We start from the raw sequence: 25,614 nt of genomic DNA on the forward strand, positions 1-25,614 counted from the left end.
GATCAGACCCCACCCTCGGGCGCGTCTTCCGTATCCGCGGTAAAGCTCAGCTGCCCCGCGGATTGCAGGCTCAGCTCATAGGTCGCCTCCCCATTCAGCGACCCGCCATATTCAATGGCCGCCACCTGGAACGGCCCCTCGATAATGCCGAAGCTGGGGATCACGATCTGGAAATCCGGCGTCAGCCCGTCAAAAAACAACTGCCGTGCTCGTTCATCCGTGCCCGCATCGCGAAACACCCCCGACCCGCTGATTGCAGCAGATCGGACGCCCGCGCCCGCCAGCAGCTCCCGCCAGCCCCCCTCACTGTCAAGCGAGGTCACCTCAACCGGCTCCGCGTTAAAGCTCACCCGCGTCGCACGCAGCCCCGCGATCGTTTCGAACTGACCATCGCTCGTCATGTCCACCTTGACCAAAAGATCTTTGCCCGCTTGAACAGCCATATCCACTCTCCTGTTAGTTTCCTGAAACTTCGGCTCAGCCGTCCTGAACCCGCGCCCTGAACCGCATCTCTATCTGTCGGCGCGCATCCGCCGCGACCTGTCGTGCGACGGCCCGCTCGAACCGCAAGCTCACCAGCCGCCCGCGGCTCAGGCCAAACTGCCCACCGACCAGCGCATCACTCACTGCAGCGGCCACCTGTTTCGCGGGGGTGAACCCCGCATGATGCGTGACGACAAGAACCGTGAACCGATGCTCCGCCCCGCCGCCCGTCCCGTCAGAGGCATCGCGCACCGCTTCGGACCCCAACTGCACATAAAGCGCCGGCACCTCCCCCGCAGGAGCCGCATCAAAAACCGCATCCCCCACCAGTGCCGTGATCTCCTGATCCGTGCTCAACACGCCAAAGACCGCCTGTTGCAGGGCAAACCCCATGCCATAGCTCATACCGCCACCTCCTCATGGGTCAGGCAGGCCAGATACCGTCCTTGTGCGTCCTGCTCGGCCACCGACTGGATCTGATAAACCCGTGTGCCCTCGCGAAAGCGCTGCTGCGGCAAGGGGCGCGCGGGATCGCCCACTGGCGCACCGCGTACCGTCACCACATAGACCCCGGGGCTCAGCGCAATGCCGCCACGCCCCAAACGCCGGCCCCGCCGCGCCGTGACATCCGCCCAGAGATCCCCCACACGCACCCAGCTCCGGCTCTCTCCGCCCGCGCCATCAGGCTGAGGCACCTGCGCCTCCAACACCAGGCGGCGGTTCAACGACAGCCGGCTCATGCGCGTGCCCCCAAGCCGATCCGCAGCGGGCGGTAGCGCTCGATCAGGCTGCTCACCCCAAAGGGCATGCAGCCGTCCCCAAGGCGGGTCTCGTGGCGGTATTCATAGTAATGCGCCGCCAGCATCAGCACGGCCTGCTGCAAATCCGCGGGCACAGCGCCCCAGCTTTCCCCAAGCCCCGCCTCGAACAAGACCTCCACCGACCCTTGCGGCGGAATGAACGGCAGCATCGCCCCTGATGGCTTCAGCAACGGCGCCTGCATATCGCGCACCAACCAATAGCGCTGCGGCTCGATCACCGTCTCCATCGCATCCCGCGCCACCACGGTGACGCTCACGATCTGCCGGACCGGCCCCACGGGCAAAGCCTGCGCCTGCGGGTCCGCCCATTCTTGCACGGTCATGGTAAACAACCGCGAGATCAGCGCCTTACCTGTGCGCGCCTCAATCGCGGCAATGGCGGCGCGCAAAAAGCTCGCCAAAACGGGCTCCTGTACGGTTTCGGTGCCAAAACCGCTGCCCATCCGCAAATGCGCCTTGAACGGCTCCAGCGGCAGATCGGCCTCCGCCACCCCTGTCTCTTCGATCAACATCTCATCGCTCCAAATCTAGCCCGCCAAAGCCCCCCGAACGCGCACCCCGACTGCATCGCTCGGTCGGAGGCAGCAGCTAGGCAATGCACCCGGCGCATCACAGCGCGCCCGGGGGATGGGGCCAGCCACCGCCAGCCCCCTGTTCGACCCCGCGCCTTAGGCGGTGCCGAATTTCAGCAGCTTGATCGCGGCAAAGTCGCTCACGTCGCCGCCCACCCGTTTGGTGGCATAGAACAGCACATGCGGCTTGGCGCTGAAGGGATCGCGCAGGATCCGCAGGTCGGGCCGCTCTGCTACGGTGTAACCGGCGGCAAAATCCCCGAAGGCGACCGAGAATGAATCCGCCGCCACATCGGGCATATCCTCGGCCACCAGCACCGGATAGCCCATCAGCCGCGCGGGCTGGCCCTGCGTCATCCCGTCAGACCACAGGAACCGCCCGTCCAGATCCTTGAGCTTGCGCACAATGCCCGCGGTCTTCGAGCTCATTACAAAACTGGCCTGCGCGCGGTACTGCGCCCCAAGCGCATAGACCAGATCAACCACGGCATCCGCCGTGATCTCGCCAGCGACGCCGGTGGGCACATAGCCCAGATTGCCCCACTCCCAGATCACATTGTCGACCGTGGCATGGGCCAGAAACCCCTTGGGCTTGTCGATCCCGTCCCCGTGGATAAAGGCTGCGGCCTCTGCCCGCGAGAATTTATCGGCGATCCGCCCCGCCAACCACGCTTCGATGTCAAAGGCACTGTCATCCAGCAACCGCTGCGAGGCTTTGGGCAGCGCGCTCAGCTCGTGCAGCGGGATGGTGATCCGGTCGATCTGCGGCGTATCGGTCTCGGACACGGCCCCCGTTTCTGTCGCCCAACCGGCCCCGACATCCGCATGATCCACCAGCACGTCGTAAGAGGTCGCCTCGACCTGCACCACCGACGCAATCGCCCGGATAGAGGCCGTGGCATTCAACACCGATTTCACCCGATCCGAGGTCTGCGGGTCCACCAGATAGCCACCATCCGAATTCACCGCAGCAGACAGCGCCTTGCTCTCCAGCTCAAGCCCGCGCAACCCGTCGTCGTCGCCGTTGCGGATGTAGGCATGCAGCGCCTTCTGATGCGGCGCACCGCTGTCCACAACCCCCGCCAATGGTGTGCGCGCAGGCAAAGTCATCTTTCGATCCAACATAGTCATTCGCTCTTCTGTTTGTTGCAACTTGGTCGTCATCTCGTCCTGAAACCCTGTGAAATCCTGCACAAATCCACCCACCGCGCGGCGCATCTCCTCGACCGCGCCTCGGGGCTCGGTGCCCATGTCATCCTCGTGTCGTTCCATCCGCTTACCCTCCGTTCCGTTTCAAATTCCGCCGCGCCTCGTCAAAGACACCGGCCATGCCGCGCAAGACGTCTCCGATGGCGATAAAATCCCCTTTGGCCGCGATCCGCGCCGTGGGGAGCATGGGAAAGGTCACCAGCGACACCTCCCACAGGTCCAGGGTCTGCAGCACCCGCTGGCCCGCGTCATTCTTGGCCGCCCGCTGCGTGCGATAGCCGATGCTGAGGCCATCAATCGCCCCTGCCTCGATCAAGGCCGCCGCCTCGCGGCCCCGCGCCACACTGTCCAGCAGCCGCCCCTTGACCCAAAGCCCCCGCGCATCCTCGCGCAGCTCGTCCCACACGCCGATGGGCTGTGCCGGATCATGCTGCCACAGCATCTTGATCCGCCGCCCCGCGGCCTGCGCCGCCGCCAGCGAGGCGCCATAAGCCCCCCGTGCCACCAGATCACCACCCTGATCGACCCGCCCGAACAGGCTGGCATAGCCGCTGATCTCGGTGCCGCCCTCCACCACAAGCCCCTCGTCGAAACGCGCGAACTTATGCTCCAACCCAGCACCCATATGGGGCAAACCTCTCCCGTTCTCCGACCCGAGGCCGAAGCGCATGCCATCTTCCATGACACCCTCCCTTTCGTTCAAATTGCTACGGCGCGACCACCAGAAACGACTGTACCGCCTGCGCCAAAATCACCGCGACCACACCATAGACGGTCAACCACAACCGCCGCTCCAGCCGCTCCATCATCTCTTCCAAGCGGTCGAGCCGCTGCAAAAGATTCTCGTGGTGGATCGCGCTCACCCTCTCATGCGCCTGCAACCGCAACCCCGGCGCACATTCAAACCGGTCATATCCCATCTCCTCAACCATCCGCCGCCACCGCTGGCAGCCCCAACAAGGACCGCTTTTCCGCCTGCGTCAGAAAATCCGCCCCCGCCACCCGCGCCCATTGCGCGTCACGCTCCTGCGCCAGGGCGGGCACCTGATCCAGATCGGGCTTCAACGTCACTGCCTCATGGGTGAACCCCGCCAGCCACGCACCAAGTGCGGCCCCAACCCGCGTGGCCAAAGGCAGGACCGTCAGCCGGTAGAACGCCCGATGCGCCTCCTGATAATTGGCATAGGTCGCATCCCCCGCGATCCCCAGCAGCATCGGCGGCACCCCAAAGGCCAGAGCCACTTCCCGCGCCGCCGCCTCCTTGGTGCTGTGAAACTCCATGTCCGAGGGCGAAAACCCCATCGGCTTCCAATCCAACCCGCCTTCCAGCAGCATCGGCCGCCCCGCATTGCGCGCGCCTTGATGGTGGCTCTCCATCTCGCTGACCAGACGGTCATACTGATCATCGCTCAGCTTGCCCTGCCCCTCCGCACCGCGATACACAATCGCCCCCGATGGCCGCGCCGCATTGTCCAGCAAGGCCTTGCTCCAGCGCGAGGCCGCGCCATGCACATCCAAGGCCATCGCCGCCGCCTGCAACGGGCTGAACCCATAATGGTCATCCTGCGGGTGGAAATTCTTGATATGACAGATCGCGGCCGTATCCCCGGCCACGTCAAACCGATGCTTGCGCCCGCCGACGGCATATTCATAGGCCACCGGCCAGCCATCCGCCCCCGGCACCACCGACATGCGATCCGACCGCAAGACATGTAGCTCCACCGGCACGGGCCCCGCGCCAACCGCCTCGATATAGCCGTTGCCCGTTAACAGCAGCTGCGCATAAAGCGCCTCCAGCAGCTCCGCACGCCCCTGCGCCCCATTGGGCCGTGCCACCAGATCCAGCAGCGGATGCGCCTCGAACCGTTGCGCGGCGTCCTGCAACACCAGCGGCAGGGCCGCCGCGGCCTCCGCAATCAGCTTCACCGACCGAAACCCCACAGGGTTGCCGCAGAACCCGCTGCGCGTCAGGCTGACCACATCGCGCGGGCTCCAGGCCACGCGCCCGCTGGTCTGAACCGCAACGACAGGCCCCGTGGCAGAGGCTTTCTTCTCCGCAACCACCTCAACCGCCCCCCGTTTGAGAAAATCAAAAACCATGCCGCTGCTCTCCCTGCTCATTGACCGCCCCATGAAAATCTCACCAATCCCTTAACGCCGCCCGACCAGAGCGAACGCCCCGCCCGCAACAGCGCTTCATTTTGCCCGTTAAACTCTCCCCGAAGGGCCGCTCTCCTCCGCAACGCGCTCACAACCCACGCACCCCGGGCATCCGCCACTGTGCCGCAGGCTCGATCATCAGCTCATGCAGCGCCCAGACCAGCGCATCGACGCGATCAGGCGATCCGCCGCCCTCATAGCCCCGCGCTGTCATCCGGCACATCTGGTCCTCCAGCGCGTCCAACCCCACCACATGCCCCACGCGCCCCTGCTCATAAAGTGCCGCCACAGGCTCCGCCCGCGCGACCTTGCCACGGCTGGCATGGACCGATTTGACCGGCACCAATGGGTCGACCTGACGCAAGACCTCCGCCACCATCTGCCCGCCCTGATTGACCTCGGCGACAAGGCGATCTGCGCCGTACTGCGCCATCGCGCTGATCGCCGCGCGCGCCCATCCCGACGGGGTCGCCCCCTGCACCGTGCAATCGGCCAGCACCACGGCGCGCCAATCCTGCGGCGGGCCTTGGGTCTGCGCGCCCACCACCACGAACCCGCATTCATCCGACCCCGCGCCGGCGGTGGTGGCAGGGTCCAACCCCACGACGATCCGGTCCAACAAGGGCACATCCCGCACCCGCCCGGCCTCGATCCGCTCGGAGGTCCACAGCGCCCCTTCCGCATCAGCCAGCAGCACACCGTCCAGTTCCTGTCGGCCCAACCGCGTCCCGCGATAGCGCGCCCGCACCTCCTCCAAGAAAGAGCCCGCAAGGTTCGCGGCATTCGCCTCTGTCGGGGCATGGGTGGTCACGGTCGACGGCGACGCCAGCAGGTTTTTCAATACGCCGACATTGCGCGGAGTCGTGGTCACACAGACCCGCGGATCCTCCCCCAGCCGCAAGGCGAACTGCAATTGGTCCCACGTCTCTTCCGCCTTCTTCCACTTGGCCAGCTCATCCACCCAGGCCGCGTCAAACTGCGGCCCGCGCAGCCCCTCTGGGTCATGCGCCGTATGCACCGTCGCCACGGCCCCATTGGGCCAGACCAACCGCTTACGCGTCGCCTCCCAATCCGGTCGCCGGTCCGCGGGCGAGCACGCCAATATCCCGCTGTCGCCAAAGATCATCACCTCGCGCACCTGCTCGATGGTCTCTCCCACCAGCGCCACACGGCGACAGCGCCCCGCATCCAAGGGCCGCGACCCTTCGACCTGCGCGCGCACCCATTCCGCCCCCGCGCGCGTCTTGCCCGCACCGCGCCCGCCCATGATCACCCAGGACCGCCAGTCGCCGTCGGGGGGCAGCTGATGCGGCATGGCCCAGAACTCGAACAAAAAAGGGAGAGCCAAAAGCTCTCCCTCCTCCAGGTCATTCAGGAACCGGTCTTGCACCGCAACATCGGCGGAGCCGATCCAGCTTGCACCCGATGTCAGCCCGCGCCCTTTCCATGTCCAGCGCGTATCCCCCTCGGGCAATGCCCGCTTGTCTGTTTCTGCACTCATTCAGATAGGTCTCCACCTTGACGCAGGTCGCCACCATGCCACTGGCCTTACCCAATGCCTTCGACGCTGCTGTTTCGTTTACTTCCTCCCCGGATCGGGCCTGTTCGCGCAGGCTCTCTATCTCGCGGCGCAAATCGCGGATCGCGACCTGCAACGCCTGAAGCTGCTCTTCGCTGGCAGCAATTTCCTGTTCCGGGGTATTCATCGTCATCTTGCTCTTACCTCTCGTTTTGGACCTCCAACCCGAGCAGACACGAAAAAACGGCCACCGGAACTTAATCCGGGGCCGTTTGCCCATGTCTTCTAGCATGGACGTATTTCTATGTCAGAGCGGACGCAAAGTCAAGGAAAACAAGGTTACCGAAACCTTCCAAGCCCTTACGATGGTTAACAAATTCCTAACTTACACCCGCTCTGACGCTTAGTTTCCACCCGTCGACGCATTGCCCGCCGCTTCCGCGCCACGCTCCGCCTCGATCTGGCGCCAGCGTGCGACATTAGCGTTATGCTCTTCCAATGTCTCGGCAAATGCGTGACCGCCGGTGCCATCGGCAACGAAGAAAACATAGTCCTCGCTGGCCGGTTGTGCCGCAGCCATCAGGCTCGCACGTCCGGGGTTCGCAATGGGCGTCGGTGGCAACGCGTCGATGACGTAGGTGTTGAACGGAGTCTCCTTGCGCAGCTCGCTGCGGCGCAGACCACGCCCCAAGACGCCCTGCCCGTTGGTGATCCCGTAGATCACGGTCGGGTCCGTCTGCAGACGCATGCCCTGGTTCAAACGGTTGACGAAAACGCTCGCCACCTGTTCGCGCTCTTCCGGTACGCCGGTTTCCTTCTCGACGATAGAGGCAAGGATCAACAGTTCCTCAGGCGTCTCGACAGGCAGCCCCGGATCGCGAGCCTCCCAGGCTTCAGCCAAACGCTGTTCTTGTGCCGCGGCCATACGCGTCAGGATTTCGGCGCGGTCGTCCCCTTCGGACACCTCATAGCTGTCGGGGGCCAAAGATCCCTCCGAAGGTACCGCCGCGATCTCGCCTGACAGCAGATCAATGGCTTTCAACGCCTCGGCCACCTGCCAGCTTGTCACGCCCTCTGCCATCGCGATGCGGAACCGCGTGTCGGCCTTCGCCTTGGTCTGGGTATAGACCTCTGGCACCTCATCCTCACCGGGGGTGAATTCGGCACGCTCGACGAAACGGCTTGTTGCGGGGTCCAGCTCGCGCACCTGCGTGCTGATGCGGTTCACACCGATGCGGTAGACAACTTCGGTACCGCAGGTGCTTGCCCCGCCGCGTGTCACGGTGTCCACGATCTCTTTCATCGAGGCTTCGGGCTGGATCAGAAAGCTCCCCGCCTTCAGGTCGCGGGTCTTTTCCTCATACTCCGCCCCAAGACGGAAAATCGCAGCCGAGCTTACGGCCTCTTGCGTAGCAAGATCATCGCCCACGGCACGCATGTTCGACCCGCGCTCCACCTGCAGGCAGATCGCCTGCGACAGCGGACCGGGGGCATCATACTGCCCCCGCCCCCACAGGATAATCCCGCCTAACAAAAACAAGCCTAAAATCAGAAACGTAACAGCGTTAGACGCGATATGACGCCACATTAGGATGCTTTCCCGAAGATCACGCTCGCATTGGTGCCACCAAAGCCGAAAGAGTTGCTCAGCGCGACATCAATCTTGCGCTCGACCTTCTTGTTCGGGGCCAGATCGATCTTGGTTTCAACCGCAGGATTGTCGAGGTTGATGGTCGGTGGGGCCACCTGATCGCGGATCGCGAGGATAGAGAAGATCGCCTCGATCGCGCCAGCAGCCCCCAACAGGTGACCTGTCGCGGATTTCGTCGACGACATGGTAACCGTCTCAACCGCGTCGCCCAGCATCCGCTCGACCGCACCCAGTTCGATCACATCAGCCATGGTCGATGTGCCATGCGCGTTGATATAGTCGATGTCTTTTGGCTCCAGCCCGGCACCACGCAGGGCGTTGCGCATGGACCGTTCGGCCCCGTCGCCATCCTCGGCGGGGGCGGTGATGTGATAGGCATCGCCCGACAGACCATACCCCAGCACCTCGGCATAGATCTTGGCACCGCGGGCCTTGGCGTGTTCGTATTCTTCCAGCACGACAATACCCGCGCCCTCGCCCATGACGAAACCGTCACGATCCGCGTCATAGGGGCGGCTTGCCTTGGTGGGGTCGTCGCCCCGCTTGGTGGACAGCGCTTTACAGGCGTTGAAGCCCGCCATGCCGATCTCGCAAATCGCGGCCTCGGCCCCGCCGGCAATCATCACATCCGCGTCGCCATGCTGGATCAGACGGCTTGCGTCACCAATCGCATGGGCACCGGTGGAACAGGCGGTCACAACCGAATGGTTCGGGCCGCGGAATCCATAGCGAATCGACACCTGACCCGAGATCAGGTTGATCAGCGCGCCGGGCACAAAGAACGGGCTTACGCGGCGCGGGCCTTTCTCGTGCATCATCACGGCAGTGTTCGCGATAGAGTTCAGGCCCCCGATGCCCGACCCGATCAAGACGCCGGTGCGTTCCAGATCTTCGCGGTCCGTGGGCATCCAGCCGGAATCCTCGACCGCTTGCTGTGCTGCGGCCATGCCGAACAGGATAAAGGTATCCACTTTGCGCTGTTCTTTCGGCTCCATATACTTGTCGCCGTTAAAGGTACCATCCGTACCGTCGCCAAGCGGCACTTCGCAGGCGTATTGAGTGACCAGCTTGCTGGGATCGAAGCCCGTGATCTTGCCCGCCCCGGACTGACCATCCAAAATTCTGGACCAGCTGGCCTCCACGCCATCGGCCAACGGAGTTACCAATCCCAAACCTGTCACTACTACTCTGCGCATATCCAAGCCCCTTGGTGTTTCTTTGCGTTGACCGGCTATACCTTGCCGAGACCGTAAATTTCAAGACGCGAAGCGCCCAAGCCACGGTCAGACCGGCGGGCCTTTGCGCGTCATCAGACGTATCTTGTCGCCGTCAAGCTCTATGTCGCGCAGCGCGGTATATCCCAAGGTCTCGGCCAGACGCAGCGACGATGCATTCGCCACGGCGATCATGCACACCGTGCGCCCCGTCACCACGCGGTCGAACCAGTCATGCGCCGCGCGCGCGGCTTCCAGCCCCAGCCCCGTGCCCTGCGCTTCGGGGGCCAGCACCCAGCCGGCCTCGGGAAAGGGATCGAAATCGTCGCCAAACCCGCGGGAACCAAAGAAAAACCCGACCTGACCTTCCAGCTCGCGGGTGCCGCGCGACTGGATCGCCCATTGCCCAAACCCGACAATCTGCCAATGGCCCGCATTGCGCAGAAACGCATCCCAGCTTTCGGCCTTGGGTTTGGGCTTGCCGGTAATTTGGGTCACCACGGCGGGCGTGGCCCAGATGTCAGCATAACGGGGGAAGTCTTCGGCCCGCATGGCGCGCAGGGTGAGACGGGCGGTATTGATGGTCGGTACTGATCGCGACATATGGTGAATTACCTTCACGCTTGAATTTCTGTCACCGTCAGTGTCACGCCGCAGCCCGCGCAACACAAGTGACGCGCGGTCCCCCCAAGCAAAAACGGCGCCCTTCCGCTAGGAAGAACGCCGTTCTCTAAATCTCGTGCCGCCGCGACGCCTATGAGGCTGCGGCTGGCGAAAACGTCTTAGGACGCTTCTTTGATGAACTTGACCGCGTCGCCGAAGGTCTGGATGTTCTCGGCTGCGTCATCGGGGATCTCGATGCCGAACTCTTCTTCGAACGCCATAACCAGCTCAACAGTGTCGAGGCTGTCTGCGCCAAGATCGTCGATGAACGATGCGTTCTCAACAACTTTGTCTTCTTCAACACCCAGGTGCTCTACAACGATCTTCTTTACGCGGTCTGCGACGTCGCTCATATTCAGTCCTCATTCATTCGGGCAATCCTGCCCTCTTCTGTTTCCGTCAGAACCTTATGTGGTCCGTATGGATCGTGCCCCGAGGGGCGGCTATGGCCCTTGTTGTCACAAGGTAAGGGGGGCAATCAAGCCTCCCTATGATGGATTCTGCGCCCCATTTAGCACAAGACGCAGATTTGGCAAACGCTTTGCAGCGCAGGGTCACAACATGGCCATGCCGCCGTTCACATGCAAGGTGGTTCCTGTAACATAGGCGGCTTCCGCGCTTGCCAGATAGACAACAGCCGACGCGATTTCGGATGCTTCGCCCATACGGCCCGCAGGGATTTGCCCCATGATTCCCGCCTTTTGGTCGTCGGTCAGCTTGTCCGTCATTGCCGTGGTAATGAAACCGGGGGCGACAGCGTTCACGGTGATCCCGCGGCTGGCAACCTCATAGGCAAGCGATTTGGACATGCCCACCATACCGGCCTTAGACGCGGCATAGTTCGCCTGACCGGGGTTACCGGTGGCCCCGACCACGCTCGAGATATTCACGATCCGGCCCCAACGCGCCTTCATCATCCCGCGCATCACGCCTTTGCACAGCTTGAACGTCGCGGTCAGGTTGACGTTCAGGACCGAATTCCATTCATCATCCGACATGCGCATGAACAGGTTGTCGCGGGTGATGCCGGCGTTATTGACCAGAATATCAACCGATCCCATCGCTTCGGCCGCCTGTTTGGGCAGCGCGTCAACGGCGTCCATATCGCTCAGGTTACAGGGCAGCACATGGGCGCGCTCGCCCAGTTCGGCGGCCAGCGCCTCAAGAGGTTCGGTGCGGGTGCCGGACAGGCCCACGGTCGCGCCACGGGCATGCAGGCTGCGCGCGATTTCCGCGCCGATACCACCCGAAGCCCCGGTGACCAGCGCATTTTTTCCAGTAAGATCAAACATATGTAATTCCTTTCGCAGCCTGTCTCAGGCTGTTTTCACGGCAGCGGCATCGGCAGCGGTGCCAATGTTCACGCAGGTGATTTCCTTGTTGATGCGGCGGATCATGCCGGACAGCGCCTTGCCCGCGCCGATTTCCCAGACCTCGGTCACGCCCTGCGCGCCCATCCATTCAACCGACGACATCCAGCGCACCTGACCGGTGACCTGTTCGATCAGCAGCTTGCGGATCTGTTCGGGATCGGTGACCGCCTCGGCCACCACATTCGCCACAACGGGCACGGCGGGGGCGTTCATTGTCACATCCGCCAGCGCACCGGCCATCTCTTCTGCGGCGGGGGCCATCAGGGCACAGTGGAACGGGGCGGACACAGGCAAAAGCAGCGCGCGCTTGGCACCAGCCGCTTTTGCCAGATCAATCGCGCGTTCCACGGCAGCCTTGCTGCCCGAAACGACATTCTGCGCCGGATCGTTCTGATTGGCGACCTGACAGACCTCGCCCTGTGCGGCCTCTGCGGCGACGGCCTCGGCCTGATCAAAGCTCAGCCCCAGAAGGGCGGCCATAGCGCCCTGCCCCACGGGCACAGCCGCCTGCATCGCGCGCCCCCGGATGCGCAGCAACCGCGCCGTATCGGCAAGCGAGAATGTCCCCGCCGCGCAGAGTGCGGCATATTCACCCAGCGAATGGCCGGCGACATAGGCCGCCTTGTCGACGGTAACGCCTTCGGCCTTCAACGCCGCCATCGCCGCCATTGATGTCGCCATCAAGGCGGGCTGCGCGTTCTGTGTCAGCGTCAGCTCCTCCGCCTCGCCTTCCCAGATCAGTGTCGACAGCTTTTCGCCCAAGGCTTCGTCCACCTCGTCAAACACGGCCTTTGCCGCCGGATAGGCGTCGGCCAGATCGCGGCCCATACCGATGGTTTGCGCGCCTTGGCCCGGATATACGAATGCAATGGTCATAAAGTCCCCCGAATTTGCGTTTCCAGCGCTTTAGCGCGTGGGTGGCCGTCAAACAAGCCTGCACGGCGACTGTGCGCTGATCCGCATTGGTCCCCAAGCCCCGTTGCAGTATGGAGAAACCACCCCATTTCGCGACGGAGCACCCAGATGGCCTTAACCAATACCTCAATCCGCTATGGCGGGGTGACCAAGTTCTTTCACTGGCTCACCGCCCTGCTGATCCTCACCCTGATCGCCCTTGGCCTTTATGCCAGCGATCTGCCCCACGATACGCAAGCGGCGCTGACCCGCAAAGCGTGGCTGTTCTCGCTGCACAAAACACTGGGCGTGACGGTCTTCTTTGTCGCCCTTGCCCGCATCGTCTGGGCCTATACCCAACCCAAACCGGGGCTGCTGAACGCGGATCACCGTCTTGAAAGCTGGCTGGCGGAAACGGTGCATTGGGTGCTCTATGGGTCGCTGGTGATCGTCCCGCTGGCCGGCTGGATCAACCACGCCGCCGCCTCTGGCTTTGCGCCAATCTGGTGGCCGCTGGGGCAGTCGCTGCCGTTTATCCCCAAGAACACAACTGTAGAGCACGCCTTCGGCGCGCTGCACGTCATCTCGGGCAAACTGCTGATCGGCGCGTTGATCCTGCATATCGCTGGCGCGGTGAAGCACCACGTTGTGGACCGCGATTCGACCCTGCGGCGGATGTTGCCGGGCGAAGCCGTCGTCGGCCCGCTGCCTGCGCAGCACCACACTGCCGCGCCGGTGATCACGGCCACTGTGGTCTGGGTCGCCGCGATTGCCGTTGGGCTGGGGCTGGGCCTTGGCTTGGGCCAGCAAAGCGATCAACCCGCCCCGACCGAAACCGCCGCGCTAGAAGATGTCGCCTCTGACTGGCAGGTGCAGGATGGGACCATCGCGCTAGAGGTCACGCAGTTCGGGTCCGTCGTGGCTGGTAGCTTTGCCGATTGGACATCCGCGATCACATTTGACGACACCGTACAATCCGGCAAAGCGGGCGACGTAACGACCACGGTCGCGATCCCGTCGCTGAGCCTCGGGTCGGTGACGGATCAGGCGATGGGGGCCGATTTCTTCAACAGCGAGGCTTTCCCCACCGCGACGTTTCAGGCCGATATCAATGCCACCGCCGACGGCTATGTCGCAGCGGGCAGCCTGACAATCAAGGATCAGACGATGCCGGTCGACCTGCCTTTCACCCTGACGTTGGAGGAGGACACCGCCCGGATGTCAGGCTCCACCACGCTGGACCGCCGCAACTTTGGCATCGGGGAAACCGTGACGGACGAAAGCACGCTGGCCTTTAGCGTCACGGTGAATATCGACCTCACCGCCACACGCGGGCAGTAATCCCGCCCCATAAACGCAAAAACGCCGGGGTCCTGCCCCGGCGTTCTCGTTTCTCAATAAACGGTGGAAAGCTTATTCAGCCTTCATCGCTTCGATAGAGATGTTCACTTGCACTTCGTCGCTGACGAAAGGCGCGAACTGACCAAGGTTGAAATCGGTGCGTGTGACCGTGGTCGTCGCGTCGAAACCGGCCCAAGGCTTCTTGGCCATCGGATGCTCGCCCATCTGGTTCAGCTTTGCATCCAGCACTACGGATTTGGTTACGTCGTTCATGGTCAGATCACCGGTGATCAACGCGGTCTTTTCACCTGTGACCTCGATACCGGTCGATTCAAACGTCACCATGTCGCCATCTTCAGCGCCAAAGAAATCAGCGGTCATGAAGTGTTCTGTGCGAGGCTCCCAGCCGGTGATCATGTCTTTGACCGGGAAAGATACGGAGACAGAGGAGTTCGCGGGCTCTGCCTCGTCCAGCATGATTTCACCGTCAAAACCGCTGAACATCGACGTGGTGGTCGAGAACCCAAGGTGGTTATAGGTAAAAACGATCTGGCTATGGCTTGCGTCCAGCACATATTTCTCGGCGGCGAAAGCAGAGGTGGCACCCAGTGTCAGGGCGGTGGCAAGAAGGACAGACTTCATGGTCATTGGAATACTCCTGTTGGCGTTTGTCTGCACCATACATGAAGCATTTCAGCGTTTCAGCAACCCAGCAGTGTTCAACAGTTAGTGCGCATTGGCGAACAGTCGCGCGTCAGACATGCATAAACACGCACATATCGACCTAGCTACGATCAGATCGCCTGACCCGAGTCGCGCAGGCTAAAGGTCAGGTTATCGACCACGCGGCGCTCTGCGATATGGACATCAACGATGAAATTGCCGCGCCCGTCCCAGAAGTGAAAGTTGCGGCCCACACGCTCCACCCGTCCCAGATCGCCAAAACTGCAGCGTTGCAGCACCCGTTGCGCCCCCATCGTGCGCGGACGCACCAAACGCAGCTCGCGCCGCAGCGTGTCGATCTGGATCTCGGGCAGCGCGGGCTTTTGCCCCGACAGCAAAAGGCTTGCCCCCAACATCACGGACAGCGCCGACAGCCCGACCTTGAGCAGCATCACATCTGACCCAAAGTTCGACCCCGGCGTCAGCCACAACCCCGACGCCGCCAGTACCAAGGCCGCCCCCAGCAACCGCTGGACGCTGCGCACCACCGCCCGAGAGCCATCTACCATCCCGGCCTGTGCCGAAAACTGAAGACTATCCGCCGAGAAATTCGTAACTGCGCCCATTGCTCTGATAAACCTTGCTTAACCGTGTGATCTCCGCTGCAGTTCTCGTATGGGTTCATGACGAAAAAGAGGCGCGACCGTGATCGAAGTGGTACTTTTCAAAGGATCATCCGCTCCAAATCGATAGACGCCCGTGCCATAGCGCCAACGCACCCTTGCCCTGCCTGCAAAACCGTGTATATCGGCCCTTCGTTTTGCATCATCTTTTGAACCGCGCAGACTCTCGTGGTGGGGCCGCAAAACGCAAATGCCCTGCCTATGAAATGCGCCTTGATATAAATAGGAGTGCACATGCCGCTTTATGAGCATGTTATGATTGCGCGTCAGGACTTGTCCAACACGCAAGCAGAAGGCCTTATCGAACATTTTGGCACAGTTTTGGCTGACAACGACGGCAAGCTCGTCGACAGCGAATACTGGGGCGTCAAAACGATGGCCTACAAGATCAACAAAAACCGCAAGGGCCACTATGCCTTCCTGCGTTCGGACGCACCAGCGACCGCCGTACAGGAAATGGAACGCCTGATGCGTTTGCATGATGACGTGATGCGCGTTCTGACCATCAAAGTTGATGAGCACAAAGAGCTGCCATCGGTTCAGATGCAGAAACGTGACGAGCGCCCTGAGCGTGGCGAACGCCGCGAACGTCGTTGATCATCAGCTTGCAATAAAGGACATAAACCATGGCCGCTAAACCATTTTTCCGCCGTCGTAAGGTCTGCCCCTTCTCGGGCGACAACGCACCGGCAATCGATTACAAAGACACACGTCTTCTGCAGCGCTACATCTCTGAGCGCGGCAAAATCGTTCCTTCCCGCATCACCGCAGTCTCCGCGAAAAAGCAGCGTGAATTGGCCCGTGCCATCAAACGCGCCCGCTTCCTCGCCCTGCTGCCCTACGCCGTTAAGTAAGGAGAAAGCACATGCAAGTTATCCTTCTGGAACGTGTGGCCAAACTGGGCCAAATGGGCGAAGTCGTGGACGTAAAGCCCGGCTACGCACGCAACTTCCTGCTGCCCCAAGGCAAAGCGCTGTCGGCTTCCAAAGCCAACATCGAAGCCTTTGAAGGTCAGAAAGCCCAGCTTGAGGCACAAAACCTCGAGACCAAAAAAGAAGCCGAAGCACTGGCCGACAAGCTTAACGGTCAGCAGTTCATCGTCATCCGCTCCGCCTCCGATTCGGGTGCGCTTTATGGTTCGGTTACGACCCGTGACGCGGCAGACGTTGCCACAGCCGAAGGCTTTACCATCGACCGCAAACAGGTCGTTCTGGGCAGCCCGATCAAAGACCTGGGCCTGCATGACGTCACCGTCATCCTGCACCCCGAAGTCGAAGCCACAATTCAGCTGAACGTTGCACGTTCCCCTGAAGAGGCCGAGCTTCAGGCCGCAGGCAAGTCGATCCAGGAACTGGCCGCAGAAGAAGAAGCTGCAGCCGAATTCGAGATCTCTGAACTGTTCGACGATATCGGCTCCGCCGCATCCGACGACGACGATCTGGCAGAAGCTGTCGAGAAAACAGACGAAGACGAAGCGCAAGCTTAAGCCTTCCGATCTGATTCCAAATGAAACGCCGCCGCTGACCTCTCAGCGGCGGCGTTTTTCATTGCGCGATCGGCAATATGCCGCCCTGTGCTAAGCGACCCTCTGCCCATCCGGCGCTGCCCTTGTTGCGCGGTGCCCCCGGCGTTGTAAGCATTTGGCTCCCGTCAACGATGCGAGTCACCCGCATGATCGCCCTCACACGTCGTTCCCTTTGCCAGATGTTGCTTTGCACACCTGCCCTCTCTGCCTGCGCCAGCACCGCGCCAGAGCCCGCCCCCGCGCCCCGCAAGCTGCCGCTCTATCCCAACGAGACGCCCGAGCTGCGCGGGCTGATCAACAAATGGGCCGACCACTACGAAGTCCCCCGCCCGTTGGTCCACCGTCTTGCCATCCGTGAAAGCACCCACCGTCCAGAGGCCCGCAATGGGCCCTACTTCGGCCTGCTGCAAATCCTGCCCGCCACCGCACGCGGCATGGGGTTTCGCGGCGATGCCGGCGATCTTCTCGATCCTGATGTAAACTTGAAATACGGCGTCAAATACCTGCGCGGCGCTTGGCTGCTGTCTGATGGCGATCACGCCACCGCAATCAAATGGTACGCCCGCGGCTATTATTACGAGGCCAAACGGCGCGGTATGCTGGTCGAAACCGGTCTGCGCAAAGGCTGAGCCCCCTAAGGCGCGCCGCGCTGCCCCATGGGCCAGGCGTGCCTCTATCAGATCCAGTCGAGGTTCACCTGTCGCGCAGGGTATTTCGCAGCAAAGGTTTCGCGCAGCGCGCGGAACCTCGGCCTGAGATCCGCGAACTTGCGCTCATGGGTCTCCACGACCAAGCACCTGATCCCCTTGATCAAATCGGCAGCATCCATCGCCTCAAGCAGATCAAGCTCCGCGCCTTCGATGTCCATCTTCACAAAAGCGATCTCGCCGCGTTTATCGATTTCAGCCCTGATAATTTCCAGAAAATTGAGCAATGCGACATCGACATAATTGTCTGCGTCAATCGTACGCCCGCCGTCGACGATTGTGCTTTTGACCGATGCCCCCTTCATATTGTCGTCAAAATTCGCGGCCCGCATCAGCCGCACAGTGCCCGAGCTGGCCCCAACCGCCGCGTTGACAAGACGCACGTTCGCGCGGTCTTTCACAGCCTTCGTGAGCTGTTCAAACGCATAAGGATCGGGTTCATAGCTGATCACCTCGGCGCCTGTGTCGGCCAACAAACGGGTCACGACACCCACATTGGCCCCGCAATCCATTGCCAGATCGCCAGGCTTCAGCATCGCCGTTACCCCCTTGAGAAAGCCCATCGCCTCGGCCTGACGCAGGTTCCGCTTCGCACGCCGGCGGGCTTTGCGCTCCTCCTCGGTCAAGGGTGTCTTTGCTCTCGCGGCGCGGCGCGCCCTGTTACTGGCTTGATCTGACATGTGTCTACCACCCTCCCCTTGATCGGAACTGCCGCGTTACGCTGCACTAAAACGGATCCCACCCTAGCCGTCTAATGAAAAAAGCCGCCCCAATCGGGACGGCTTTGATCTTTGTCATACCGAAAAAGGGGAAAGACTTATTCGTCTTCCAGCTCTTCTACGGCTTTCTGCAGGTCTTCTTTCGACACTTCTTTCTCGTTCAATGTCGCCTGTTCAAACACGTGATCAACGACTTTGTCCTCGAACAAAGGAGCGCGCATCTGCTGTTGCATCTGCTGGTTTTGCTGAACGAATTCAAAAAACTGACGTTCCTGACCAGGGTACTGACGTGCCTGGTTCATGATCGCTTGCGTCATTTCCGCGTCGGTGACCTGAACTTCGGCTTTCTGACCCAGCTCGGCCAGCAGCAGGCCAAGACGCACGCGGCGCTCGGCGAGCTTCTTGTGCTCGTCTGTGGTTTCGATTTCCGGGTGGTCGTGGCCCTGAACATCAGGGTTGTCTTCGTGCCACAGCTGGTGCGCGATCTGGCCTGCTTCGGCTTCGACCAGCGACGGCGGCAGGTCAAAGCTGACCAGCTTGTCCAGCTCGTCCAGCAGACCGCGTTTCATGACAGCGCGCGACGCACCGGCATATTCCGCTTCCAGACGCTCTGCGATCTGGGATTTCAGCGCAGCCAGATCTTCTGCACCGAATTTCTTGGCCAGCTCGTCGTCCACTTTCGCGGCAACAGGCTTTTTCACTTCTTTAACCTTGCACTCGAACACGGCTTCTTTGCCGGCGAGGTGAGGCGCTTGGTAATCTTCCGGAAAGGAGACCGTTACGTCTTTCTCGTCGCCTGCCACAACACCGACCAGCTGCTCTTCGAAACCGGGGATGAAGGAGTTGGAGCCCAGCACCAGCGGGTAATCTTCCGCCGCGCCGCCTTCAAAGGCTTCGCCGTCTACTTTGCCGAGGAAATCGAATGTGATCTGGTCGCCGTCTTCTGCCTTGGCACCCTCTTCGCGGGCTTCAAAGTCCTGTGCGGTCTCTGCCAGATTGGCCAGCGCCTCTTCAACGGCGGCGTCATCGGCTTTGACAACCATTTTTTCCAGCGTGATGGACGACAGGTCGACTTCTGGGATCTCGGGCAGTGCTTCGTAGGTCATGGTGACCTCGACGTCGTCGCCTTCTTTCCAGTCTTCATTCGCCATTTTAACATCGGGCTGCATCGCAGGGCGATCGCCGGACTTTTCAAAATGCTCTTGCATGGCGCCATCAATGCTTTCCTGCATTGCTTCGCCCATAACCTTTTGGCCGAACTGCTTTTTCAGCAGCGCCATTGGGACTTTACCTTTGCGGAAACCCTTCATCTCGACTTCGGGCTGCGCTTCGGCCAGCTTTTCGTTGACCTTGGCCTCCAGCTCAGCTGCTGTCACAGTGATGGCATAGCCGCGTTTCAGACCTTCGTTCAGCGTCTCGTTGACCTGCATGTTTGCTCCATAGGGTAAGGCCGCGCATTGCGGGGCGCGGGCGGAAAAATTTCCGCTCTTCTATTGGGGCCTGCGCTTGGGCGCAAGCGGATTTGGCGGCGGGGTCCCGTGGGACGGGGCGAATTGCCCCCTGCCCCCGCGTACCGATGGCATTAAACGTCTCGCGCGGCGTCCAGTGGGCGCATAATCAGCCCCCGAGGCACCGCATCCGGATCAGGACATGCCAAGCGCTTCTTTGTACATTTCGAGCACGGCTTCTTCTTCGGCGATATCATCAGCTTCACGCTTGCGCAGAGCGATGATCTTGCGCAGCACCTTGGTGTCGTAACCGCGGGATTTCGCTTCGGCCATGACCTCTTTTTGCTGTTCGGCGAGGTCTTTCTTCTCGGCATCCAGCCGTTCGATCCGCTCTACGAACTGGCGCAGCTCATTCGCGGTCACGCGATATGTGGCATCACCGATGGCGTCTTGGGATTCGGGATTGGTGGCACTGTCGCTCATCTGGGGCGTCCTATGTCTTGAATGGGTCAGCGCATTGACTACCCGCGTGCCTGCGCTGCCGCAAGCCACTCTTGCCCATTGGGCGGAATTCGGATAGCTCGCGGCCTATGGAAAATGCATCTCTTTCACTCTTTGACGTCCTGATCTGGGCGGGCGCGGCGATCTCCTTTGTAGGGTTGGTCGGGCTTGTCTGGTGTATCCTGCGCGTGGCCCGTGCCAAACGCGCTGCCCTGCCCGAAGAAGAGATGCGGATCGTCCTGCAAAAAGTGCTGCCGATGAACCTTGGCGCATTGCTGCTGTCGGTGATTGGGCTGATGATGGTCGTGGTCGGTATCATTCTCGGCTAAGGCAGGTGACGGCCACTTTCTGCCTCTGTCTCTATAGATCACGCCCCTGTCTCGATAGATAACGCCCCTGTCTCGATAGATAACAAACGCCCAGAGACCGACACAGCGTCAACCTCGCGCTTGCGGCTTGCCACACATTCAGCATTCATTATATGTTTTCCCGACACCCGCCGCTTACGGCGGTACGAAAGGGCGATATAGCATATGATTGAAGCAGATTGGATTTGGGGCCTGATTGGCGGGCTGATGATTGGCAGCGGCGCTGCGGTCTACCTGTTGGGGAACGGCCGCATCATGGGGGCCAGCGGCATTATCGGCGGGCTGGTGGACGGATCGGCGCGTGGCGCTTGGGCCGAACGCGGCAGCTTTCTGGCGGCGCTGATCATCTTCCCCGCGATGATCGCGTTCTTTGCCCCCGTCCCTGCGACCACCAACCTGACAGAGAACCTGTGGCTGGTCGGCGCGGCTGGCCTTCTGGTCGGGCTGGGCACGCGCATCGGCAATGGCTGCACCTCCGGTCACGGGGTCTGCGGCATTTCGCGGCTGAGCCCACGCGGTATCGTTGCGACGCTCGTTTATATCGCGGCAGGCGCGCTGATGGTTGTCGCCCTGCGCGCCCTGGTCGGAGGGGTCTGAGATGCGCAATATGCTTGCCGCCCTCGCCGGTGCCTTGTTTGGCACCGGGCTATATCTGTCGGGCATGACCGATACCCAAAAGGTCCAGGGTTTTTTGGATTTCTTCGGGGATTGGGATCCGACGCTCGCCTTTGTTATGGGCGGGGCCATTTTGCCGATGGCGGTCGCTTGGGCGCTGACCCGTGGGCGGCGGCCCGTGGTGGGCGGTGACTTCCCCGATCGCCCCGACCCGCGGCTGGACCGCAAGCTGATCGTGGGGGCCGTGCTCTTTGGGGCGGGCTGGGGGCTGGTCGGGCTGTGCCCGGGGCCTGCGCTGGCGTCGCTTGGGTTTGGAGACTTGGGCGGCCTGATTTTTCTGATCACCATGCTGGCGGGTATGATGATCGCCCCCAAAGCGCGGCGGATACTAGACACAACGCGGGCGGCTGGATAAGTCAAACTATGGATATTCGTCAAATCACCCCCCGCTTCTTTGCTGCCCCTCAGATCGACCCCTCCGATATGGAGGCGATCAAAGAGGCTGGCGTTACCTTGATCCTGTGCAACCGTCCCGACGCGGAAGTGCCCCCCAGCCATCAGCATGCCGCCATCCAGGCCGCGGCAGAGGCGGCTGGCTTGCGCTTTGCGGTGCAAGAGCTGACGCACCAAACGATGACCCCTGATGTCATAGCCCGCAACCGCGAGATCGGCGTGGCGCAGGACGAGGTTGTTCTGGCCTATTGCGCCTCGGGCACACGGTCGACCATCGCTTGGGCCTTGGGTCAGGCAGGCGAACAACCGGCAGACGCGCTGATTGAGGCCGCACGGGCCGGTGGCTACGATCTAAGCCACATGCGCGGCGTGCTCAGCGCCCCCTACGCGTAACCGCAACGCGACACGGGTCGACGCGCCGAAGTCAACGCGCCACCGGTCGATCCACCAAGGATCAGGCCAACCGCGCCGTTGCAGAAGCCATACCAACGGATAGCGCCAAGACGGCGCTGTCCCCCCGCGACTGATGCCACCGGCATCATGTGGCAAAACTCACATCCCTTACACCATCGCACGCATCCTTCACTGCCATTTCACCCCTATGAAATGACGCAGAGAGGTTACGATTCCCTTTAAAGAACCGAAAAAATCGCCCTAGGCCCCGCTCTGCGCCAACGGCAGTTCAACCCGAAAACCAGTGCCCGACACCTCGGTAAGATACGAGATATCCCCCTGCAAACGTTTGATAATCTCGCGGCATATCGCCAGTCCCAGACCGGCCCCCTCGCCGCCCTGCCCGGGCAAACGACTAAACTTTTCGAAAATCAATTCCTGCGAGGCAGCATCGATCCCCGCGCCATTGTCGATCAGGTCCACAATGATGCGGGGCCCCCGCTGGTGGGCGCGGATCGACAGCTTTGGGTCGTCGGCAACGCAATACTTCTGCGCATTTGTGATAAGGTTGATGAAAACCTGCACCAGTCGGTCCAGATCCGTCTCCAACATCACCTCCTCGCCCGCCAGATCGCGGTCAATGGTGATCGCGCGGGTATTGGCGGCGCGCGCTGTGGTCACGGCCTGATCCAGCACATCGCGCAGCGACCCGCGCTGACGGTTCAACGACACCTCGCCGTTTTCCAGCACAGACAGGTCCAGCAGATCGTCCAGCAACCGCGTCAGCCGGATGGTTTCGGAGTGGATGATCGAGGCATAGCGCGTCTTTTCCTCCGGCCCGAGCCCTTGGGCGTCACGCAGAATCTCGGAGAACGACCGGATAGAGGTCATGGGCGTGCGCAGTTCATGGCTGATCTGGCTCAGAAAACTATCTTTCTGATGCGACAGTTGCGTCAGCTTGTCATTGGCGCGGCGCAGCTTCGCGGCGGTATCGGTCAGCTCGCGCGATTTGATTTCAAGCTGGCTTGAATACTCCAGCATCTGCGCCGATTCGTCCGCCACCGCCAGCAGATCCTGCACCGAGACAGAGGCACCGCCAACCAGCTGCGACACCATCGCATGGGCCGTCGCCGCCCCGACCGAGGCCGCCAATTCACGCTCCAGCGCCTGAACAAAACGCGGCGTTGGCTCTGGCAAACCATCCGATTTTTCCTGCAACTGGGCTTGCGCGCGGAAAAATCCCTGCGCCTCGGCGGGGCCTAAAATCCGCTGCGCCATGATCATCAGATCCTCGCTGGCCGCGACGGACGCGCTCCACCCGCGGGCGGCGGTGGAATGGTCGAAGATATTGACAAATTGCGCGCCTTGCAGCCGCTCGACAGGGGCCGGAAAGCTGAACAGGGACACGGCGACAAAGACCAGCGCATTGAGCGAAAGGCTCCAGATCACTGCGTGAACAGTGGGGTCCAAACCGTTGATTCCAAACAAGGCTTCGGGGCGCAGCCAGGTCATACCGAACAGCCCGTCCTGAAAGGTCGCAACCGATAGCGCCGCGCCTACGCCAAAGCTGGGCAAGAGCATCGTATAGACCCAGATCGCAAAGCCCACGCTTAGCCCGCAGACGGCCCCCGTGCGCGTGGCCCCGCGCCAGAAGATACCGCCCAGCAACACCGGCAGGAACTGCGCGACCCCCCCGAAAGAGATCGTCCCGATCGCCGCCAACGCACCGCCGCCGCCCGACAGCCGGTAATAGAAATACCCCAGCGAGATGATCAGCAGGATGGACAGCCGCCGCGACAGGATCACCACATGACGCACATCGCCCGATTGCTGCACCGAGTTCTGCCCGTAGGTGAGCCAGATCGGCATGACGATATGGTTGCTCACCATCGTCGACAGCGCGAGCGTCGCCACGATCACCATCGACGTGGCCGAGGAAAAGCCCCCCAGAAAGGCAAACATCGCAAGACTGTTCTGCCCTTGGCTGAGCGGCAGGCTCAGCACGAACAGATCGGGGTTCGACCCTTCGGGCAGCAGGTCCAGACCGACCACGGCAATCGGCACGACAAACAGGCTCATCAGCATGAGATACAGCGGGAAGGCCCAGCTGGCGGTTTGCAGGTGACGTTCGTCGTCATTCTCCACCACCAGCACTTGAAACATCCGCGGCAGGCAGATGAAGGCGGCAGCGGCCAGCAGCGTCAGCGCGGCCCAACGGCCGCCTTCGACCTGCCATTGACCAAGGGCCGACCGGTCAATCTGCGCCAGCGCCTGATCGACGCCGCCCGCCAGCCCCCAGACCACGAAAACGCCGACAGCCAGGAGCGCCAGCAGCTTGACCACGGCCTCGACTGCGATGGCGATCACCACGCCGTGGTGGCGTTCGTTCACGTTAAGATTGCGGGTGCCGAAGAGCACGGTGAATAGCGCCAGCCCCACCGCGACCCAAAAGGCCGCCTGTGCGGAATTCAGCGGATCGCTGCCCGGTGTCACCCCCGGCTCGGCGCTGGCAAAGATCGACAGGGACAGGGTAACCGATTGAAGTTGCAGCGCGATATAGGGCGTCACCCCGATCACCGCCATGATGGTGACCAAGATCGCCAGCAGGTTCGACTTGCCATAGCGCGAGGAAATCAGATCCGCGACAGAGGTCACCCGATGCGACCGCCCGATGCGCACCAACCGCCGCAGCACCCACCACCAGCCGATCATCACCAGCGACGGGCCAAGGTAGATCGTCACAAACTCCAACCCCGACCGCGCGGCATAGCCAACGGCGCCGTAAAAGGTCCAGGCGGTGCAATAGATCGACAGCGACAGCGTATAGACCAGCGGAGAGCGCAACAGCCAGTCGCCCCGCCCCCGTGCCGCCGCACGCTCTGCCGCGAAGGCCACGGCAAAGAGCCCGACCACATAAAGCAGACAGACCGCGACCAACTGGTTCAGCGACACCATCAGTCTTGCGCTTCCTGAGCAATCTGCCGCGCCGTGCGCCGCCAAAGCAGAAAGCACAAGACGATGCCCGCCAGCCAGACGCCAAAGACATAGCGCAGCGCGTGCGACATGGGCACGGCCGCGCCCACGGGGGCATCCTGCACGGGCCAGAGCAGCGGCACCATCCAGAAGGCCAGCACCAGCAAGGGCAGCAGCCGGACGGCATCCATCAAGCGGCGAAACCGGTAGCTGCGCCGTTCCAGAAACAGCGGCGAGCCGGGGGGCTTGCTCATGCTTTTGCGGTGCCTGCGGCGGTCAGGTCGCGCACGGCTGCAAGCATATCGGCGTTGGAAAACGGTTTGGTCATAAACCGGCTGACCCCGGCCTCTAGTGCGATTTCGCGGTCGCGGGTCTGGCCGCGGGCGGTCAACATCAGGATCGGCAGATCAGCCAACGCCGCATCCGCACGCAGTTCTTTCAGGATTTCGAAACCACTTTTGCCCGGCAGCATCACATCCAGCATCACCAGATCGGGGCTGGCGTTGCGGATCACCTCCACGGCTGTCGCGCCATTGGCCAGCGTTTCGACGCGCCAGCCCTCACGGCCGAGTAAAAATCGTATCGCCTCGGCGATGTTCGTCTCGTCTTCCACGAGCACCACATGCTTGCCCATTGGCAAAATCCCTCCCTGTGGCCCTGGTCGCT

The 25,614-nt window shown here is 61.8% G+C and carries 33 protein-coding genes; 9 read left to right on the forward strand and 24 right to left on the reverse strand.

Going from position 1 to position 25,614, the window contains the following annotated elements:
- Positions 1-2: 2 nt before the first annotated feature.
- The 16 genes from ACNQ62_RS05995 to fabD all read right to left on the reverse strand — a co-directional run bounded on the left by ACNQ62_RS05995 (position 3) and on the right by fabD (position 12,541).
- A complete protein-coding gene (locus tag ACNQ62_RS05995; protein ID WP_418094417.1) occupies positions 3-443 on the reverse strand; it encodes a phage major tail protein, TP901-1 family in 441 nt (146 codons plus the stop codon).
- A gap of 34 nt (positions 444-477) precedes the next feature.
- A complete protein-coding gene (locus ACNQ62_RS06000; protein ID WP_418094418.1) occupies positions 478-888 on the reverse strand; it encodes a DUF3168 domain-containing protein in 411 nt (136 codons plus the stop codon).
- A complete protein-coding gene (locus ACNQ62_RS06005; protein WP_418094419.1) occupies positions 885-1,223 on the reverse strand; it encodes a head-tail adaptor protein in 339 nt (112 codons plus the stop codon). The genes ACNQ62_RS06000 and ACNQ62_RS06005 overlap by 4 nt, the downstream gene beginning before the upstream one ends.
- A complete protein-coding gene (locus ACNQ62_RS06010) occupies positions 1,220-1,816 on the reverse strand; it encodes a head-tail connector protein (RefSeq protein WP_317938000.1) in 597 nt (198 codons plus the stop codon). The genes ACNQ62_RS06005 and ACNQ62_RS06010 overlap by 4 nt, the downstream gene beginning before the upstream one ends.
- Positions 1,817-1,972: 156 nt before the next feature.
- On the reverse strand, positions 1,973-3,148 hold the full coding sequence (locus ACNQ62_RS06015) for a phage major capsid protein (protein ID WP_418094420.1): 1,176 nt from the start codon (positions 3,146-3,148) through the stop codon (positions 1,973-1,975).
- 4 nt (positions 3,149-3,152) lie between these two features.
- Positions 3,153-3,767, reverse strand: coding sequence for an HK97 family phage prohead protease (locus tag ACNQ62_RS06020; RefSeq protein WP_081858784.1), 615 nt, complete (start codon positions 3,765-3,767; stop codon positions 3,153-3,155).
- Between the two features lie 25 nt (positions 3,768-3,792).
- Entirely contained in the window at positions 3,793-4,017 is a 225-nt protein-coding gene (locus ACNQ62_RS06025) for a GTA head formation protein, RCAP_rcc01685 family (RefSeq protein ID WP_005852894.1), read from the reverse strand.
- On the reverse strand, positions 4,010-5,185 hold the full coding sequence (locus ACNQ62_RS06030; RefSeq protein WP_418094421.1) for a phage portal protein: 1,176 nt from the start codon (positions 5,183-5,185) through the stop codon (positions 4,010-4,012). Before ACNQ62_RS06030 ends, ACNQ62_RS06025 begins: the two co-directional genes overlap by 8 nt.
- A 148-nt stretch (positions 5,186-5,333) precedes the next feature.
- A complete protein-coding gene (locus ACNQ62_RS06035) occupies positions 5,334-6,560 on the reverse strand; it encodes a DNA-packaging protein (RefSeq protein ID WP_418094697.1) in 1,227 nt (408 codons plus the stop codon).
- A gap of 52 nt (positions 6,561-6,612) precedes the next feature.
- On the reverse strand, positions 6,613-6,957 hold the full coding sequence (locus tag ACNQ62_RS06040) for a hypothetical protein (protein WP_240790778.1): 345 nt from the start codon (positions 6,955-6,957) through the stop codon (positions 6,613-6,615).
- Between the two features lie 210 nt (positions 6,958-7,167).
- Positions 7,168-8,352, reverse strand: coding sequence for an endolytic transglycosylase MltG (gene mltG / locus ACNQ62_RS06045; protein WP_037962731.1), 1,185 nt, complete (start codon positions 8,350-8,352; stop codon positions 7,168-7,170).
- Entirely contained in the window at positions 8,352-9,611 is a 1,260-nt protein-coding gene (fabF, locus tag ACNQ62_RS06050) for a beta-ketoacyl-ACP synthase II (RefSeq protein WP_074635104.1), read from the reverse strand. Before fabF ends, mltG begins: the two co-directional genes overlap by 1 nt.
- A gap of 87 nt (positions 9,612-9,698) precedes the next feature.
- Positions 9,699-10,232, reverse strand: coding sequence for a GNAT family N-acetyltransferase (locus tag ACNQ62_RS06055; RefSeq protein ID WP_418094422.1), 534 nt, complete (start codon positions 10,230-10,232; stop codon positions 9,699-9,701).
- A 179-nt stretch (positions 10,233-10,411) separates the two neighbouring features.
- Positions 10,412-10,645, reverse strand: a complete 234-nt coding sequence (locus tag ACNQ62_RS06060; RefSeq protein ID WP_005852881.1) for an acyl carrier protein — start codon at positions 10,643-10,645, stop codon at positions 10,412-10,414.
- Positions 10,646-10,846: 201 nt separating this feature from the next.
- Positions 10,847-11,584: a 3-oxoacyl-[acyl-carrier-protein] reductase gene (fabG, locus tag ACNQ62_RS06065; RefSeq protein ID WP_005852879.1), complete on the reverse strand. Its 738-nt coding sequence runs from the start codon at positions 11,582-11,584 to the stop codon at positions 10,847-10,849.
- 24 nt (positions 11,585-11,608) lie between these two features.
- Positions 11,609-12,541 carry an ACP S-malonyltransferase gene (fabD, locus tag ACNQ62_RS06070; RefSeq protein ID WP_340243429.1) on the reverse strand — a complete coding sequence of 311 codons (933 nt, stop codon included), beginning with the start codon at positions 12,539-12,541 and terminating at the stop codon, positions 11,609-11,611.
- A gap of 147 nt (positions 12,542-12,688) precedes the next feature.
- Here fabD and ACNQ62_RS06075 point away from each other — a divergent pair, with 147 nt between their 5' ends.
- Positions 12,689-13,900, forward strand: a complete 1,212-nt coding sequence (locus ACNQ62_RS06075; RefSeq protein ID WP_418094423.1) for a cytochrome b/b6 domain-containing protein — start codon at positions 12,689-12,691, stop codon at positions 13,898-13,900.
- Positions 13,901-13,972: 72 nt separating this feature from the next.
- Here the strand turns inward: ACNQ62_RS06075 and ACNQ62_RS06080 are convergent, their stop codons facing one another.
- Together ACNQ62_RS06080 and ACNQ62_RS06085 are read right to left on the reverse strand one after the other, a co-directional pair.
- Positions 13,973-14,542, reverse strand: coding sequence for a YceI family protein (locus tag ACNQ62_RS06080; protein WP_174226624.1), 570 nt, complete (start codon positions 14,540-14,542; stop codon positions 13,973-13,975).
- 152 nt (positions 14,543-14,694) lie between these two features.
- Positions 14,695-15,189 carry a hypothetical protein gene (locus ACNQ62_RS06085; RefSeq protein WP_304950481.1) on the reverse strand — a complete coding sequence of 165 codons (495 nt, stop codon included), beginning with the start codon at positions 15,187-15,189 and terminating at the stop codon, positions 14,695-14,697.
- Positions 15,190-15,480: 291 nt separating this feature from the next.
- Here ACNQ62_RS06085 and rpsF point away from each other — a divergent pair, with 291 nt between their 5' ends.
- The 4 genes from rpsF (at position 15,481) to ACNQ62_RS06105 (ending at position 17,400) form a co-directional block, all read left to right on the forward strand.
- Entirely contained in the window at positions 15,481-15,843 is a 363-nt protein-coding gene (gene rpsF, locus ACNQ62_RS06090) for a 30S ribosomal protein S6 (protein WP_005852867.1), read from the forward strand.
- Positions 15,844-15,872: 29 nt separating this feature from the next.
- Positions 15,873-16,100 (forward strand): 30S ribosomal protein S18, encoded by a 228-nt coding sequence (gene rpsR / locus ACNQ62_RS06095; protein ID WP_005852865.1) that lies wholly within the window; start codon positions 15,873-15,875, stop codon positions 16,098-16,100.
- Between the two features lie 11 nt (positions 16,101-16,111).
- On the forward strand, positions 16,112-16,732 hold the full coding sequence (gene rplI / locus ACNQ62_RS06100; protein ID WP_064216809.1) for a 50S ribosomal protein L9: 621 nt from the start codon (positions 16,112-16,114) through the stop codon (positions 16,730-16,732).
- A 218-nt stretch (positions 16,733-16,950) separates the two neighbouring features.
- Complete coding sequence (locus ACNQ62_RS06105; protein WP_005852857.1) at positions 16,951-17,400, forward strand: transglycosylase SLT domain-containing protein; 450 nt, start codon at positions 16,951-16,953, stop codon at positions 17,398-17,400.
- Between the two features lie 47 nt (positions 17,401-17,447).
- On the opposite strand, the gene ACNQ62_RS06110 is transcribed toward ACNQ62_RS06105, so the two are convergent.
- The 3 genes from ACNQ62_RS06110 to ACNQ62_RS06120 form a co-directional block, all read right to left on the reverse strand.
- Entirely contained in the window at positions 17,448-18,104 is a 657-nt protein-coding gene (locus ACNQ62_RS06110; RefSeq protein ID WP_418094424.1) for an FkbM family methyltransferase, read from the reverse strand.
- 191 nt (positions 18,105-18,295) lie between these two features.
- Complete coding sequence (gene tig, locus ACNQ62_RS06115) at positions 18,296-19,627, reverse strand: trigger factor (protein ID WP_037943993.1); 1,332 nt, start codon at positions 19,625-19,627, stop codon at positions 18,296-18,298.
- 213 nt (positions 19,628-19,840) lie between these two features.
- On the reverse strand, positions 19,841-20,128 hold the full coding sequence (locus tag ACNQ62_RS06120) for a DUF2312 domain-containing protein (protein WP_009826729.1): 288 nt from the start codon (positions 20,126-20,128) through the stop codon (positions 19,841-19,843).
- A gap of 107 nt (positions 20,129-20,235) precedes the next feature.
- Here ACNQ62_RS06120 and ACNQ62_RS06125 point away from each other — a divergent pair, with 107 nt between their 5' ends.
- From ACNQ62_RS06125 to ACNQ62_RS06140, 4 genes are all read left to right on the forward strand, one after another.
- The gene (locus ACNQ62_RS06125; RefSeq protein ID WP_005852805.1) at positions 20,236-20,475 is read left to right on the forward strand and encodes a hypothetical protein; all 240 of its coding nucleotides are present in this window, start codon (positions 20,236-20,238) and stop codon (positions 20,473-20,475) included.
- 204 nt (positions 20,476-20,679) lie between these two features.
- Positions 20,680-21,111, forward strand: coding sequence for a YeeE/YedE family protein (locus tag ACNQ62_RS06130; protein ID WP_418094425.1), 432 nt, complete (start codon positions 20,680-20,682; stop codon positions 21,109-21,111).
- Between the two features lies 1 nt (position 21,112).
- Positions 21,113-21,544, forward strand: a complete 432-nt coding sequence (locus ACNQ62_RS06135; protein ID WP_418094426.1) for a DUF6691 family protein — start codon at positions 21,113-21,115, stop codon at positions 21,542-21,544.
- 8 nt (positions 21,545-21,552) lie between these two features.
- Positions 21,553-21,975: a TIGR01244 family sulfur transferase gene (locus ACNQ62_RS06140; RefSeq protein ID WP_005852802.1), complete on the forward strand. Its 423-nt coding sequence runs from the start codon at positions 21,553-21,555 to the stop codon at positions 21,973-21,975.
- A gap of 261 nt (positions 21,976-22,236) precedes the next feature.
- Here ACNQ62_RS06140 and ACNQ62_RS06145 read toward each other — a convergent pair whose 3' ends face one another.
- The 3 genes from ACNQ62_RS06145 to ACNQ62_RS06155 are packed head-to-tail and all read right to left on the reverse strand — an operon-like array spanning position 22,237 to position 25,582.
- Positions 22,237-24,930, reverse strand: coding sequence for an ATP-binding protein (locus ACNQ62_RS06145; RefSeq protein ID WP_418094427.1), 2,694 nt, complete (start codon positions 24,928-24,930; stop codon positions 22,237-22,239).
- Complete coding sequence (locus ACNQ62_RS06150; RefSeq protein ID WP_418094428.1) at positions 24,930-25,202, reverse strand: hypothetical protein; 273 nt, start codon at positions 25,200-25,202, stop codon at positions 24,930-24,932. Before ACNQ62_RS06150 ends, ACNQ62_RS06145 begins: the two co-directional genes overlap by 1 nt.
- The gene (locus ACNQ62_RS06155; RefSeq protein WP_005852799.1) at positions 25,199-25,582 is read right to left on the reverse strand and encodes a response regulator transcription factor; all 384 of its coding nucleotides are present in this window, start codon (positions 25,580-25,582) and stop codon (positions 25,199-25,201) included. Before ACNQ62_RS06155 ends, ACNQ62_RS06150 begins: the two co-directional genes overlap by 4 nt.
- Positions 25,583-25,614 lie beyond the last annotated feature (32 nt).

This window comes from Sulfitobacter sp. SBS6, assembly GCF_048285585.1.
Taxonomy (GTDB): domain Bacteria; phylum Pseudomonadota; class Alphaproteobacteria; order Rhodobacterales; family Rhodobacteraceae; genus Sulfitobacter; species Sulfitobacter pontiacus.